Source organism: Stutzerimonas azotifigens DSM 17556, from assembly GCF_000425625.1.
GTDB lineage: Bacteria > Pseudomonadota > Gammaproteobacteria > Pseudomonadales > Pseudomonadaceae > Stutzerimonas > Stutzerimonas azotifigens.
This window is the reverse complement of record NZ_AUDU01000016.1, coordinates 38,030-53,063: the sequence shown is the minus strand read 5'-3', so window position 1 is coordinate 53,063 and position 15,034 is coordinate 38,030. Positions and strand designations below refer to the sequence as shown.

At 68.7% G+C, this 15,034-nt stretch carries 13 protein-coding genes; 6 read left to right on the top strand and 7 right to left on the bottom strand.

The genetic code is table 11. The annotated features are described in order from the left end of the window. Positions 1 to 62: 62 nt before the first annotated feature. Genes H610_RS0100250 through xylB form a run of 5 tightly spaced genes read left to right on the top strand, consistent with a single transcriptional unit; the run spans position 63 to position 5,987 of the window. Positions 63 to 1,001 (top strand): carbohydrate ABC transporter permease, encoded by a 939-nt coding sequence (locus H610_RS0100250; protein ID WP_028237852.1) that lies wholly within the window; start codon positions 63 to 65, stop codon positions 999 to 1,001. Positions 1,002 to 1,011: 10 nt separating this feature from the next. Next, on the top strand, positions 1,012 to 1,845 hold the full coding sequence (locus H610_RS0100245) for a carbohydrate ABC transporter permease (protein WP_028237851.1): 834 nt from the start codon (positions 1,012 to 1,014) through the stop codon (positions 1,843 to 1,845). A gap of 36 nt (positions 1,846 to 1,881) precedes the next feature. Beyond that, complete coding sequence (locus H610_RS0100240) at positions 1,882 to 2,985, top strand: ABC transporter ATP-binding protein (RefSeq protein WP_028237850.1); 1,104 nt, start codon at positions 1,882 to 1,884, stop codon at positions 2,983 to 2,985. A 28-nt stretch (positions 2,986 to 3,013) separates the two neighbouring features. After that, entirely contained in the window at positions 3,014 to 4,489 is a 1,476-nt protein-coding gene (locus H610_RS0100235; RefSeq protein WP_028237849.1) for a mannitol dehydrogenase family protein, read from the top strand. A gap of 10 nt (positions 4,490 to 4,499) precedes the next feature. Further along, complete coding sequence (gene xylB, locus H610_RS0100230) at positions 4,500 to 5,987, top strand: xylulokinase (RefSeq protein WP_028237848.1); 1,488 nt, start codon at positions 4,500 to 4,502, stop codon at positions 5,985 to 5,987. A 7-nt stretch (positions 5,988 to 5,994) separates the two neighbouring features. On the opposite strand, the gene nudC is transcribed toward xylB, so the two are convergent. From nudC to H610_RS0100195, 7 genes are all read right to left on the bottom strand, one after another. Continuing rightward, positions 5,995 to 6,828 (bottom strand): NAD(+) diphosphatase, encoded by an 834-nt coding sequence (nudC, locus tag H610_RS0100225; RefSeq protein WP_028237847.1) that lies wholly within the window; start codon positions 6,826 to 6,828, stop codon positions 5,995 to 5,997. Beyond that, positions 6,828 to 8,510 carry a hypothetical protein gene (locus tag H610_RS0100220; protein WP_028237846.1) on the bottom strand — a complete coding sequence of 561 codons (1,683 nt, stop codon included), beginning with the start codon at positions 8,508 to 8,510 and terminating at the stop codon, positions 6,828 to 6,830. The genes nudC and H610_RS0100220 overlap by 1 nt, the downstream gene beginning before the upstream one ends. 37 nt (positions 8,511 to 8,547) lie before the next feature. Then, positions 8,548 to 9,360: a crotonase/enoyl-CoA hydratase family protein gene (locus tag H610_RS0100215; protein WP_028237845.1), complete on the bottom strand. Its 813-nt coding sequence runs from the start codon at positions 9,358 to 9,360 to the stop codon at positions 8,548 to 8,550. A gap of 446 nt (positions 9,361 to 9,806) precedes the next feature. Next, positions 9,807 to 12,059 (bottom strand): Orn/Lys/Arg family decarboxylase, encoded by a 2,253-nt coding sequence (locus tag H610_RS0100210; protein WP_028237844.1) that lies wholly within the window; start codon positions 12,057 to 12,059, stop codon positions 9,807 to 9,809. A 73-nt stretch (positions 12,060 to 12,132) separates the two neighbouring features. Next, on the bottom strand, positions 12,133 to 12,903 hold the full coding sequence (dnaQ, locus tag H610_RS0100205) for a DNA polymerase III subunit epsilon (RefSeq protein ID WP_028237843.1): 771 nt from the start codon (positions 12,901 to 12,903) through the stop codon (positions 12,133 to 12,135). Positions 12,904 to 12,930: 27 nt separating this feature from the next. Then, positions 12,931 to 13,386 (bottom strand): ribonuclease HI, encoded by a 456-nt coding sequence (gene rnhA, locus H610_RS0100200; RefSeq protein WP_028237842.1) that lies wholly within the window; start codon positions 13,384 to 13,386, stop codon positions 12,931 to 12,933. An 18-nt stretch (positions 13,387 to 13,404) separates the two neighbouring features. After that, entirely contained in the window at positions 13,405 to 14,151 is a 747-nt protein-coding gene (locus H610_RS0100195; RefSeq protein ID WP_028237841.1) for a class I SAM-dependent methyltransferase, read from the bottom strand. A 97-nt stretch (positions 14,152 to 14,248) separates the two neighbouring features. Between H610_RS0100195 and gloB the strand changes: the two genes are divergently transcribed. Beyond that, positions 14,249 to 15,028 (top strand): hydroxyacylglutathione hydrolase, encoded by a 780-nt coding sequence (gene gloB, locus H610_RS0100190; protein WP_028237840.1) that lies wholly within the window; start codon positions 14,249 to 14,251, stop codon positions 15,026 to 15,028. Positions 15,029 to 15,034 lie beyond the last annotated feature (6 nt).

Here is a 15,034-nt window from a genome sequence, read left to right as displayed (position 1 = left end):
GAACGGCCGGACCTCACCCGCTCATGCTCGCCCAGGGAACGGGCCGGATCGGAGTTGCCGAGATGAACACCACCACCCTCCCTACCGCTCCCCGCACCACGGCGCCTGCGGCGCGGGCGGCCCGTGCCATGCGCCGGCTCGGGCCCGGCTGGTTCCTGGTCAGCCCCTCGGTCGCGCTGTTGCTGCTCTGGATGCTGGTACCGCTGGCGATGACCGTCTACTTCTCGACCATCCGCTACAACCTGCTGTACCCGGGCGACAACGATTTCGTCGGGTTCGAGAACTTCTACTACTTCCTCACCGATGCCGGCTTCGTTCCGGGCATGCTCAACACCCTGCTGCTGGTCGGCAGCGTGCTGCTGATCAGCGTGGTGCTCGGCGTACTGATCGCCGCCCTGCTGGAGGCGGCGGAATTCCCCGGCCGCGGCCTGGTGCGGGTGTTGCTGATCTCGCCATTCTTCATCATGCCCACGGTCAGCGCGCTGATCTGGAAGAACCTGCTGTTCCACCCGGTTTCCGGAATCCTCGCCGCGCTGTGGAAGTTCTTCGGCGCCCGCCCGATCGACTGGCTGGCCGAGTACCCGCTGCTGTCGGTCATCATCATCGTCTCCTGGCAATGGCTGCCGTTCGCGATCCTGATCCTGATGACCGCCATGCAGTCGCTCGACCAGGAGCAGAAGGAAGCCGCACGGCTGGACGGTGCCGGGCCGCTGGCGATCTTCTGGCACCTGACGCTGCCGCACCTGGCGCGGCCGATCGCCGTGGTGGTGATGATCGAGACGATCTTCCTGCTCTCCGTGTTCGCCGAAATCTTCACCACCACCAGCGGCGGCCCTGGCTACGCCTCCACCAACCTCGCCTACCTGATCTACAACCAGGCGCTGCTGCAATTCGACGTCGGCATGGCCTCGGCCGGCGGCCTGATCGCGGTGGTGATCGCCAACATCGCCGCCATCGTGCTGGTGCGCATGCTCGGCAAGAACCTGACGGAAAAGTACTGAGGGCCCCTCGATGCTCACGCTCAAGCAAAGCCGTCGCCTCACCACGGTACTGACCGGCACCCTGTCCTGGGCGCTGGCGCTGCTGCTGTTCTTCCCGATCCTGTGGATGCTGCTGACCAGCTTCAAGACCGAGCTCGAGGCCTTCGCCACGCCGCCGCAGTTCGTCTTCACCCCGACGCTGGAAAACTACCTGCACATCCAGGACCGCAGCGGCTACTTCAAGTACGCCTGGAACTCGGTGTTCATCGCCTTCGGCGCCACCGCGCTGGGCATGTTGATCGCGGTGCCGGCGGCCTATTCCATGGCGTTCTTCGAGACCCGCCGGACCAAAGGCACCCTGCTCTGGATGCTGTCGACCAAGATGCTCCCGCCGGTGGGCGTGCTGGTGCCGATCTACCTGCTGGCCAAGCAGTTCGGGCTGCTCGACACCCGCACCGTGCTGATCGTGATCTACACCCTGATCAACCTGCCGATCATGGTCTGGATGATCTACACCTATTTTCGCGACATTCCCCGCGACATCCTCGAAGCGGCGCGCATGGACGGCGCCAGCACGCTGCAGGAGATCGTCCAGGTGCTGCTGCCGATCGCCCGCGGCGGCCTGGCCTCCACCGTGCTGCTGTCGGTGATCCTGTGCTGGAACGAGGCATTCTGGTCGCTGAACCTGACATCGTCCAACGCCGCCCCGCTGAGCGCGCTGATCGCCTCCTACTCGAGCCCCGAAGGCCTGTTCTGGGCAAAGCTTTCGGCGGTCTCGACGCTCGCCTGCGCGCCCATCCTGATCTTCGGCTGGATCAGCCAGAAGCAGCTGGTGCGCGGCCTGTCCTTCGGCGCGGTGAAGTGAGCGTGCGCCGCCGGCCCATTCCCTCGGAGACCCGACATGGCTGAACTGAAGATCCGCAACCTGACCAAGGGCTTCGACGGCCTGGAGATCATCAAGGGCATCGACTTGGACATCCGCGACCGCGAGTTCGTGGTATTCGTCGGGCCCTCCGGCTGCGGCAAGTCGACCCTGCTGCGGCTGATCGCCGGGCTGGAGGACGTCAGCGGCGGGCAGATCGAACTCGACGGCCGCGACATCACCGACCTGCCGCCGGCCGCGCGCGACCTGGCCATGGTGTTCCAGACCTACGCGCTCTACCCGCACATGAGCGTGCGCCGCAACCTGTCCTTCGCCCTCGAGCTGGCCCGCGCCGACAAGCAGGAGATCGCCCGCAAGGTGGAGGACGCCGCGCGCATCCTCGAGCTCGGTCCGCTGCTCGAACGCAAGCCGCGCCAGCTGTCAGGCGGCCAGCGCCAACGGGTGGCGATCGGCCGGGCGATCGTGCGCAACCCCAGGATATTCCTCTTCGACGAACCGCTATCGAACCTCGACGCCGCGCTGCGCGTGCAGATGCGCCTGGAACTGGCGCGCCTGCACCAGGAGCTGAAGGCCACCATGATCTACGTGACCCACGACCAGGTCGAGGCCATGACCCTGGCCGACAAGGTGGTGGTGCTCAATGGCGGCCGCATCGAACAGGTGGGCTCGCCGATGACGCTCTACCACAGCCCGGCGAACATGTTCGTCGCCGCCTTCATCGGCACACCGAGGATGGGTTTTCTCAAGGGCCGGGTCGGCGCGGTGAACGCGGACGGCTGCGCCGTGGAAGTCGATGCCGGCTGCCGCCTGGTGCTGCCGCTGGGCGGCGCGGCGCTGGCCGTCGGCGATCCGGTGACCCTCGGCATCCGCCCGGAGCACCTGAACCGCAGCGAAACCGGCCCCTGCCTGATGGAGGTGACCGCCGACGTCAGCGAACGGCTCGGCAGCGACACCTACTGCCATGTGCGCACCGACTCCGGCGAGCCGCTGACCGTGCGTATCCGCGGCGATTTCTCGCCGCGCTACGGCGAGCGCCTGCGCCTGTCGCTGGACGTCGACCACTGCCACCTCTTCGACCGCGACGGGCAGGCCATCGGCCAGCCGCTGCAACAGGTCGCCTGAATTCCGCCGACCAGAGCGAGTACCGACGATGAAGTTGAATCGCCCGCATCTCAACGACCTGCCCGCACGCGTGGCGCGCCCCGGCTACGACCTGTCGCGGGTGCGCCCGGGCATCGCGCACATCGGCGTCGGCGGCTTCCACCGCGCCCACCAGGCGGCCTACACCGATGCCCTGATGAACACCGGCGAAGGGCTCGACTGGGGCATCTGCGGGATCGGCACGCGCGCCCCCGAACGTGCCATGCGCGATGCGCTGGCGGCGCAGGATCACCTCTACACGCTGGTGGAACTGGACGACCGGCCGGACACCGAGGTGCGCGTCATCGGCGCCCTGCGCGACATGCTGCTGGTGGACGATTCGCCGGAAACGGTGGTGGCGCAGCTGGCCGATCCGGCGATCCGCATCGTCTCGCTGACCATCACCGAAGGCGGCTACTGCATTGACGACGCCACCGGTGCATTCCGCGCCGACCTGCCGGAAATCCAGCATGACCTGGCCCAGCCGCAGGCGCCGATCAGCGTCTTCGGCCTGCTCTGCGAGGCCCTGGCGCGGCGTCGCGCGGCCGGCACGGCGCCGTTCACGGTAATGTCCTGCGACAACCTTCCGCACAACGGCGAGGTGACGCGCAAGGCCTTGCTGTCCTTCGCCCACCTGCGCGACGAACCGCTGGCCGCCTGGATCGAGCGCGAGGTGAGCTTTCCCAATGCGATGGTCGACCGCATCACGCCCATGACCAGCACCGCGCACCGCGAGGCGCTGGCCCGCGAGCACGGCGTCGAGGACGCCTGGCCGGTGGTTTGCGAGCCGTTCGTGCAGTGGGTGCTGGAAGACCGCTTCGTCGCCGGCCGCCCGGCCTGGGAAAAGGTCGGCGTACAGTTCACCGAGGACGTCACGCCCTACGAGGAGATGAAGATCCGGCTGCTCAACGGCAGCCACCTCGCCCTCACCTACCTCGGCTGGCTGCGCGGCTACCGCTATGTCCACGAGACCCTGGAGGACCCGCTGTTCATCGCCTACCTGCGCCAGTACATGGACCGCGATGTGACGCCGCAGCTGGCACCGGTGCCCGGCATCGACCTCGACGACTACAAGGACACGCTGATCCGGCGCTTCTCCAACCGAGCGATCGCCGACCAGCTGGAACGGGTGTGCTCCGACGGCTCGTCGAAATTTTCCAAGTTCACCGTGCCGACCCTCGAGCGACTGATCGCCGACGAGGCGCCGCTGGAGCGTGGTGCGCTGGTGGTAGCCGCCTGGGCGCTGTACCTCAAGGGCGTCGACGAGCATGGCGAGCGCTATGCGATTCCCGACCCGCGGGCGACCTTCTGCCAGGCGCTGGTGGAGGATGACGAGCGCCTGACTGAACGGCTGCTCGGCCGTGAGGAAATCTTCGGCCGGGTGATTCCGCGTTCACGAGCCTTCGTCGAGGCGTTCGAGCGCAACCTCGAACGCCTGCGCCGCGACGGCGTCGCAGGCGCGCTCCGGGCCGTGCTCGGCAACTGAGGGCGGCAGCATGTTCCTCGGCATCGACTGCGGCACCCAGGGCACCAAGGCGCTGGTCCTCGACGCGGCGCGCGGGCGGGTGCTCGGCGAGGGCGCGGCCTCCCACACGTTGATCAGCGGCGCCAACGGGCGCCGCGAGCAGGATGCGCCGCAGTGGATCGAGGCGCTGGTCGCGGCGAGCCGGGAAGCCATCGCCGCGGCCGGCATCGAGGGCGCGGCCATCGAGGCGATCGGCGTGTCCGCGCAACAGCACGGGCTCGTGCTGCTCGATGCAGACGGCACCCCGCTGCGGCCGGCCAAGCTCTGGTGCGACACCGAGTCGGCCGCCGAGAACGACGAACTGCTGGCCTGGCTGGGCGGTGCCGAGGGCTCGCTGGAGCGGCTCGGCGTCGCCCTCGCGCCCGGCTACACCCTGTCCAAGCTGCTCTGGACCCGGCGCCATCATCCCCGGCTGTTCGAACGCATCGCCCACATCCTGCTGCCGCACGACTACCTCAACCACTGGCTGACCGGCGAATGCCGGACCGAATACGGCGACGCCTCGGGCACCGGCTATTTCGATGTGCGACGGCGCCGCTGGGACCTGGAGCTGCTGCGCCACATCGACCCCGGCGGTGGCCTGGAGCGCGCCCTGCCCATTCTGGTCGAGGCCTCGGATGCGGTCGGCCGGCTGCGACCCGAGGCCGCCGGACGGCTCGGCCTGCGCCCGTGGGTAGCGGTCGCCAGCGGCGGAGGCGACAACATGATGGGCGCCATCGGCACCGGCAACATCGAGCCCGGCGCCATCACCATGAGCCTCGGCACCTCGGGCACCCTTTACGCCTACTCGGCCGAGCCGCGGATCAGCCCGCACCCGGCGGTCGCCACCTTCTGCTCCTCCAGCGGCGGCTGGCTGTCGCTGATCTGCACCATGAACCTGACCAACGCCAACGCCGCGATCCGCAACCTGCTGCAGCTCGACTTCGCCGATTTCGACGCCCAGGTGGAGCAAGCGCCGATCGGCAGCGCCGGCCTAACCCTGCTGCCCTTCTTCAACGGCGAGCGGGTCCCGCCGCTGCCACAGGCGAGCGGCAGCCTGCATGGCATGACCCTGGAAAACCTGACCCGGCCGAACCTGTGCCGGGCGGTGCTGGAAGGCGTGACTTTCGGCCTGCGCTACGGGCTCGACCTGCTGCGCGAAAGCGGCATCGCCAGCGAGCGCATCCGCCTGGTCGGCGGCGGCGCGAAGAACGCCCGGTGGCGACAGATGATCGCCGACGTCATGGCCACGCCGGTGATCTGCACCCGCCATGCCGAGGCCGGCGCGCTCGGCGCGGCGCTCCAGGCCGCCTGGTGCCATGCGCGTGGCCAGGACCCGGCGGCCAGCCTGGCGAAACTGTGCGAACGCTGCGTGGCGCTGGCGGAAGAGACCCAGACCTGGCCGCAGGACAGCGCCGTGCAGGCCTACGAGCAGGTCTATCGCCGCTATCGGGGGCTGGTGGAGCAGCTGTATCGCTGAGCGGCGTTCAGACGTGCAGCTGCGGCGGCTCGCGACCCTGGCGCTCGGCCAGGTAGCTTTCGATGAGGTAGCGGGCGATCGAGCGCGGCGGAGGCAGGGCCGGCAGGGCGTCCAGGCCGAACCAGCGCGCGTCCTCGATTTCCTCGGGCTGCGGAACGATCTCGCCGCTGTCGTAGGTGGCGTGGAAGCCGAGCATCAGCGAGTGCGGAAACGGCCAGCCCTGGCTGGCCCGGTAGCGCAGGTCGCGCACGGCGACGCCGACTTCCTCGCGCACCTCGCGCTCGACGCACTGCTCCACCGATTCGCCCGGCTCGACGAAGCCGGCCAGCGTGCTGTAGACGCCAGGCGCGAAGCGCGGCGAGCGCGCCAGCAGCAGCTCGTCGCCGCGGGTGACCAGCACGATCATGCTCGGCGAAATCCGCGGGTACTGGTGCAGCCCGCAGGCGGCACAGTGCATGGCACGCTCGCCGGGGTGCTGGGTCATGGGCCCGCCGCAGCGGCCGCAGAAGCGATGCTGGCTGGCCCAGGTGCCGATCTGCGCCGCATAGCCGAGCATCCGGAACAGGTCGTTGTCGGGCGTCTGCAGCATGAACTGGCGCAGACCCTGCCAGTGTGCCCCCGGCACCTCGGCGGTGTCGGTCAGCTCCAGCAGGTAGACGGGGTCGCCGTCGAAATAACCGAGGCCATGCTCGCTGGCCACGGGCAGCTCCAGCCGCCTGAGCCAGTCGCGCGGGAACAGCACGCCGTTGGGATCGGAAAGGAATTGCTGCCGGCAGTGCACCACCGCCCAGCCACCCGCCTTCGCCGGGTCGAGGACGGCGGCCTGCCAGCGCAGGCTCATCAGGCGGCCACCGGCATACCCAGCGCCCTGACGCTCTCGGCAGCCAGGTCCAGCACGCTCGAGCGGGACTGGTCATGGCGCAGCGCCGCGCCGCCCTCGAGGTAGTACTCGAGGCTGGTCAGCGCATCGGCGAGGGTTTCCAGCATCTGTTCGGAGGGCATCTGCGCACCTTCCACCATCTGTTTCTGGATGTAGTCGGCGCAGGCGCCGATGAGTTCCGCAGCGCGCGGCTGCTCGAGGAACCAGAGCCCGCCGCGGACCGCCTGCAGGCTGAACGGCACGTTGGCCAGGTGCAGCCTTTCGCCGCTGGATTCCAGATAGGCGGTGATCGCCCGCTTGGCCAGCGCGAGCCCCGCTGCCGCCTCGTCGAGCACCACGATGCGCGCTTCGGTCAGCTGGTGGTTGGCGAAGGCCTCGCCCTCAAGGCCCGGCAGCGCTTCCTGCGGGCGCGCGTCGCGGCGCTCGCCCCGCTCCAGGTTGGCCACCATGCTTTCCACGTACAGCACCGCATCGGCCAGCTTCTGCAGCTGCAGGGGCGCCGGCGGTTGCTCGTGGCTCCAGCCGGACACGGTGGACAGCTGCACCTGCAGCGTGTTGGCGGCCGACGACAGGCCGACCATGCCGAGCGTCTTGGCCAGCTTGCCGAGCAGGCTGTGCAGGCTGGAGAAGCCGTCGGCCGGCGCCGCGCCCCGTTCGATGAGGTCCAACAGGTCCTTCAGGCTGGTCAGTTCCTCGCGGATCGCCGAGGACAGCGAACGCATGACCGCCTGGCCCGGGCCGGCCAGGCGCTGGTATTCCTCTTCCAGCAGATGGTCGGTGAACGGCAGCGGCGACAGGCTGAATACGCCGCGCACCTCGCTGGCCGCCGGGCCGGAGGTGTCGGCCAGCGCGACGATGTAGAGCAGTTCCTTGAGCAGACCGCGCGGCGCTTCGTGGCCGGGGTTGCCGATCAGCTGGCGGAGTTCCCGATCCAGGCGCGAGAACATCTGCTTGCGCGAGCGACGCGGCAGCAGCTGGCCGTCCGTCTGCGCCTCCACGGCGGCCGCGCCGACCCAGCACAGGCGCCCGCCGGGGGTGTTGGCCAGCAGTTGGTCGAGGCGCCCCAGGGCGCGCGCCATCAGCTTCAGGCTCGCCTGCAGGTTCTCTTCGCGGATGAAGCCGAGCAGCCCGACCTGGTACATCTGCCGCAGGCGGCGGGCCTCGGTGGCGCGCGCGGCGGGATCGCGCTCGGCCACGGTGACCGGCGGCCGGGCCTGGTCGAGGCGAACGCTGAAGAAGAAGCTCTCCGGCAGCGGCGCCTGGCCGCTGCTCATGCGCAGCGTGTTGATCGCCGGCAGCAGCACCTCGGGCATTTCCTGGCGGCTGGCGTCGACGCTTTCCAGATAGCGGCCGAGCACGTAGAGCGCGTTGCTCACCGCCGCCAGCTGGCCGTCGCGCTCCTCGCCGGCGCCCACCGGGATGTCCGTCGCCAGCTGCAGGATTTCCTGCGCCAGCAGTTCGGCACCGGTCAGTTCGATCAGGGCGAGCGTGCCGCGCACCTGCTGCAGGCCCTCCACGGCCTGTTGCAGCAGGCTGCCATTGTTGCGGTCGAGGATGAAGTGTTCGAGGCTCTGCTCGGCTTCTCCCATGGTCGCGAACAGTTCGTCGCGCACCATGCCCAGCGATGTGGCTCCAGTAACCATGCCTAGTGCGCCTCCCGCGCAGCGTTATCGTAGGGCATCAGTCGTCGAATTCCGGCGTCTGCCTGCCGAGGTGGGCTGCCATCGCCACCTTGAGGTCCGGGGCCTGCAGCATGGCGGCGTTCCAGGTCGCCACGTACTCCAGCCCGTCGTCGACGCGGTGATCGCGCATGTAGCGGATCATCTGCTTGGTGCCCCGGATCGCCAGCGGCGATTTGCCGGCGATCTCGCGGGCCAGCGCCTGAACGCCCTGCATCAGCGCGGCCTGGTCGTCGAAGGTGCGGTTGACCAGGCCGATGCGGCAGGCCTCGTCCCCTTCCACCATCCGCCCGGTGTAGGCCAGTTCGCGCATCATGCCGTCGCCGATCAGGCGCGGCAGCCGCTGCAGCGTGCCGACGTCGGCGGCCATGCCCATGTCGATCTCCTTGATGGAGAAGCGCGCATCACGGGTGCTGTAGCGCATGTCACAGGCCGAGACGAGATCGATGGCGCCCCCCAGGCAGTAGCCCTGGATCGCCGCCAGCACCGGTTTGCGGCAGTGGTCCACGGCGTTCAGGGAGGCTTGCAGGCTGTGGATCTTGCGCCGCAGCCGCTCGGCGTTGCGGCCGACGTCCGGCCCCATTTCGGCGGCCGCCTGGGCGAGCATCTGCAGGTCGATGCCGGAAGAGAAGTGCTTGCCCTCGCCCGACAGCACGACGACCCGCACCGCGTCGGTCTCGTCGACCCAGCGGAAGATCTCGACGATCTCGCGCCAGAAGTCGGCGTTCATGGCGTTGAGCTTGTCCGGCCGGTCGATCGCCACCTGGGCGATGCCGTCGGCCAGATCGACGCGGAAAGCTTTGTATTCGGTCACGCGTTCATCCTCGACGCAGGATGTGAAGGCAAGAAGTCAGCAGCGGCCAACTATAACAAGCGCCCGGTGAATGTCGATGCGCCCGAATGTGATCGAGCACACAGCGACCGGAAGCTGAGCGCCATTTTCGATTGTCGCCGTAAACCGCTGATCTTGCGGCATATGCCGTTACCCCAGGATAGCCGTAAACGGCGCGCGCATGCCTGCCGCTGGGTGAACCGGGCGGCGCTCCGCTTCGGCCCACCCATTCACCGCCGGGCCGCCCTGTCGCCGCGAGGGCGCGCCTCCCACAGGATGGAGGCATCTCCGTGCAGGACCCGGTCGCAGGCAGAGCCTGCAGGGGCGTGTCGCCATGCCTTTCCCTTCTCCTCCGGGAGAAGGTGGCCCGCAGGGCCGGATGAGGGATTCCGGCGAAGGACGAACAAGCCGGAGTGCCTGCGCTCGGCTCATTGCCGGATGCAATCGACCGTGTAGACCACCCTGCCCGTTTCGTCCGGATCGTCGCGCAGGCCGTGCACGTCGGCGTCGAAGCCCGGGAACGCCTCGGCGAAGGCCTGGGCGAACCTCAAATAGTCCTGGATCGAACGGGTCTGCTCGGTGAAACGCTCGCCGGGCATGATCAGCGGAATGCCCGGCGGATAGGGCACCAGCATGACCGCCGAGATGCGTCCTTCCAGTGCCTCCACCGGCACCGCTTCCACCTCGCCACGGACCAGCTTGTCGTAGGCATCCGACGGAATCATGGCCAGTTGCGGCAGCGCGGTGTACATCCGGCGCATGGCCTTGGCGGTAGCGTTCCTGCGGTAGCAGGCGTGCAGCGCGTCGCACAGGTCGCGCAGCCCCATGCCCTGGTAGACCGTCCCGCCGGCGACCGCCACCGACGGCAGCGCGTCGCACAGCGGCACGTTCGCATCGTAGTGGCGCTTGAATTCCAGCAGCTCGGTCAGCAGCGTGCTCCACTTGCCCTTGGTGATGCCCATCGAGAACAGCACGAGGATCGAGTACAGGCCGGTCTTCTCCACCACCAGCCCGCGCTCCCAGAGGAACTTGCTGACCACCGCGGCGGGTATGCCCTGTTCACCCAGGGTGCCCGCGGCGGTGAGCCCCGGGGTGACCAGGGTGACCTTGATCGGATCGAGCAGCACGTAGTCGTCGGCGATGTCGCCGAAGCCGTGCCAGTCGGCCTCCGGCTGCAGCAGCCAGTCGCCGGTGACCACCTCGTCGGCGCCGTCGGCCACCGGCGGCTGCCAGATGTCGAACCACCAGTCGTCCGGGCCGAGGTTGCGCCGCAGGTTGGCCAGCGCGCGGCGGAAGCTCAGCGCCTCGTCGAAGGTCTCCTGGATCAGCGAACGCCCGGCCGGCCCCTCCATCATCGCCGAGGCGACGTCCAGCGAGGCGAGGATGCCGTACTGCGGCGAGGTGGAGGTGTGCATCATGAAGGCTTCGTTGAAACGGTCGCGGTCGAGCTGGCGGGTCTGGCTGTCCAGCACGTGGATCATCGAGGCCTGGCTGAAGGCGGCGAGCAGCTTGTGCGTGGAGTGCGTGGTGAACACCAGCGGCCCCTGCTCGCGGGTGTCCATGCCGTAGCGGCCGTCGTAGAACTCGTGGAAGGCGGCGTAGGCGTACCAGGCCTCGTCGAAGTGCAGCACCTCGACGGTGTCGCCGAGGGTGCGCTTGATCAGGTTGGCGTTGTAGCAGAGCCCGTCGTAGGTCGAGTTGGTGATCACCACGAGCCGGACTTTGGGCTCGCGCCCGGCTGCCAGCGGGTTGGCGGCGATCTTCGCGGCGATCGAGGCCGGTGCGAACTCCTCCAGCGGAATCGGCCCGATGATGCCGAGCTCGTTGCGCGCCGGGGTCAGGTAGATGGGGATCGCCCCGGTCATGATGATCGCGTGCAGGATGGATTTGTGGCAGTTGCGGTCCACCAGCACGATGTCGCCGCGCGAGACCATCGAGTGCCAGACGATCTTGTTCGCCGTCGAGGTGCCGTTGATCACGAAGAAGGTGTGGTCGGCGCCGAAATTGCGTGCTGCCCGCGCCTCGGCAGCGGCCAGCGGCCCGGTGTGGTCGAGCAGCGAACCGAGCTCCGGCACCGATACCGACAGGTCCGAGCGCAGCGTGTTCTCGCCGAAGAACTGGTGGAACGCCTGCCCCACCGGGCTCTTGCGAAACGCCACGCCGCCGCCGTGGCCGGGCGTGTGCCAGGAGTAGTTCGACTCGCCGGTGTGCTGCACCAGCGCGCGGAAGAACGGCGGCAGCAGCCCCTCGAGGTAGGTACGGGCGGCGCGCGCCACCTGCCGGGCGAGGAACGGCACCGTGTCCTCGAACAGATAGAGCAGGCCGCGCAGTTCGTTCAGGTCAGCCATCGCCTCGGCCGGCGCGTTCTCGATGGTGACCTGCTCGCCCAGCGCGAAGATCGGCAGCCTGGGCGCCCGGCGGCGGGAAACGCGGATCAGCTCGACCACGTCCTTGAGCAGGCGCTGGTTGTCCCCGGCGCCTTCGGCGGCGACCAGGATGCAGGCCAGCGCGTGGTGCGTCGAGGCGACGATGCGCCCCTCGGCGGAACTGGCGGTGTGCAGGATGTTGAAGCCGTCGCGTTCGAGTTCGGTGGCGATGCCCCTGACCCGCTCGCCGGCGACGGTATCGGCGGTGATGTCGCGGTGGACGATGAGGATGGAGAACTTGAGGTCTTTGTACATGAAGCCGTCCTGAAGGGTCCCTCCTTCAGGGTAGAAGCTCCATGGCCCGACCGAAAGGCCGTTCGGCCGACGCTCAGGCGGGCTCCGCAGCCCGTGCGTGCGCCGCCTCGGCGGCCTGCTGCTCGAGCTGCACCCACAGCGGCGTGCCGCCGGCGGCCTTCTCGATGGCCGCCATGCGGGCGACGTGCGCGGCCAGCTCTTCCTCGCTGGCACGCAGCACCGGCGTGCGCGGGCGCTCGGCCGGCAGCCGGCGAATCGGGCTCGGCTGCGGGCGGCCGCCGTTGCTGCCGTCGGCGCCTTCGCCGGCGAGCGAGAGGTGGGTCTGCCCGCCGGTCATCGCCAGATAGACGTCGGCGAGAATCTCGGCGTCGAGCAAGGCGCCGTGCAGGTCGCGGCCGGAGTTGTCGACCCCGTAGCGCTTGCACAGCGCGTCGAGGTTGTTGCGCTGCCCCGGGTGGCGCTCGCGGGCCATCATCAGGGTGTCGAGCACCGAGCAATGCTGGGCGATGTCGGAACGGTCCTGCTGCCCGAGCAGCGCGAACTCGTTGTTGATGAAGCCCACGTCGAACGCCGCGTTGTGGATGATCAACTGGGCATCCTTGATGAATTCGAAGAACTCGTCGGCGACCTCGCGGAAGCGCGGCTTGTCGATCAGGAACTCGTTGGTGATGCCGTGGACGGCGATCGCGCCTTCGTCGACCTCGCGGTCCGGCTGCAGGTAGACGTGGAAATGCCGGCCGGTCAGCCGCCGGCCCTGCAGCTCGACGCAGCCGATCTCGATGATCCGGTGGCCATCGGTGACCGGCATGCCGGTGGTTTCGGTATCCAGCACGACGCTGCGCATGAGGTTCTCTCTACTTCTTTATGAGGTTCACAGGACCGGCTGGCGCTTGGCTTGCACCACGCCGCGGTTGGCCAGCAGATCGGCCCGTTCGTTGCCGGGATGTCCGTTGTGCCCGCGCACCCACTCCCAGACCACCTGGTGACGGCTGACCTGCTCGTCGAGCGCCTGCCACAGGTCGGCGTTCTTCACCGGCTGGCGGGTAGCGGTTTTCCAGCCGCGCTTCTTCCAGTTCTTCATCCACTCGGTGATGCCCTGCATCACGTACTGCGAGTCGGTCACCAGGCGTACCTGGCAAGGCCGCTTGAGCTCGGCCAGCGCGCGGATCGCCGCCATCAGCTCCATGCGATTGTTGGTGGTGTCCGGCTCGCCGCCCCAGAGCTCGCGCTCGACGCCCTTGTAGACGAGCAGCGCACCCCAGCCGCCCGGCCCGGGATTGCCCTTGCAGGCGCCATCGGTATAAATCTCGACCACATCGTCGCTCATCGCAGGGGGCGGGCTCCGCTATTTCAGGTTGCGCCGGCTGATCTTGGCGACCGGCATGGGAATGAGCTTGCCGACCCGCTGTCGCGGCGGCTGGCGCAGGGGCCGCAAACCGACCATCAGTTTGCGGGCGACCAGCACGTAGAAGCCGCCGGTCGGCGTCTGCATCCGCTGCCCCAGGGCTTCCACCCGTTCCAGGCGCGACTGCCATTGGCTCGAAGAAAGCGGCGGACAATAGCACCCGTACCGTCGATTCTCCAGTGCGAAACCAAGCAGGTTCAGCCAGTCGCCGACGCGCGACGCGCCGAAGCAATGCGCCTGGCGCAGGGCCTCGCGCGACATCGCCCGGCGCGCGCCCCACAGGCTCCAGGGGTTCAGGCCGACGATCAGCAGGTGCCCGCCCGGGCGGACGCTGCGCGCCGCCTCGCGCAGCAGCGCATGGGGCGACAGGCTGAAGTCCAGGCCATGCTGCAGCACCACCGCGTCGGCCGCGTGCTCGCCCAGCGGCCAGGCCCGTTCGTCGCAGGCGATCTCGTTGCCGGGCAGCGGCGCGCCCAGACGGACGGTGCGCTTGATCTTCTCCGGCTCGATCAGCGCCTCGGCGCAAGGCGCGTAGTGGATCAGGTAACTGCCGAAACAGCGGGCCAGTTCGCGCTCGATCAGGGGGCGCTCCTGCTGCAGCAGCTGACGGCCCAGCGGACCGTCGAACCAGGCGCGGGCCTGTCGCGTCAGCTCCAGCCATTTCTCGTCGGGATGTGCGTCGCTCATCGCATTTCCTCCTCGGACGGTGGATTCGGACGGGTAGCGATCCGATTGCCGATCCTTTGCTAGGATGCCCCTTTGTCACTGACTTGGCGACCCGGACATGCTGCAGATCGAAGCTCTTCCCGCGTTCACCGACAACTACATCTGGCTTCTCAAGGACAACGAGCGGCGGCAGTGCGTTGCGGTCGACCCGGGCGATGCCGCGCCGGTACTGGCCTGGCTGGATAGCCATCCGGGGTGGCGACTGAGCGACATCCTGGTCACCCACCACCACCACGACCACGTCGGCGGCGTGGCGGCCCTCAAGCAGGCCACCGGCGCGACCGTCTACGGCCCGGCCAGGGAAAAGATCCCGGCGCGCGATGTCGCGCTCGACGACGGCCAGCGGATCGAGGTGCTCGGCTGCCGGCTCGAGGTCATCGAGGTGCCCGGGCACACGCTCGGCCACATCGCCTACTTCCATCCCGACCACGAACGGCCGTGGCTGCTCTGCGGCGACACGCTGTTCGCCGGCGGCTGCGGTCGGCTGTTCGAGGGCACCGCCGAGCAGATGCACCACTCGCTGCAGCGCCTCGCCGCGCTGCCGGCCGAGACCCGGGTCTACTGCACGCACGAATACACCCAGGGCAACCTGCGCTTCGCCCGCGCCGTGGAGCCGGGCAACCGGGCGCTGGCGCAGCGCGCCGAAGAAGTCTCGCGGCTGCGCGAGGCGGGCGCCATCACCCTGCCGAGCGACCTCGCCCTCGAGCGCGAGACCAACCCCTTCCTGCGTTGCGACCTGCCGCAGGTGCAGGCCGCGGCGGCGGCCCAGGCGGGAACGGAGTGCGATACGCCGCTGCAGGCATTCGCCGCGCTGCGGCAGTGGAAGGACCGGTTCTAAAGCCAA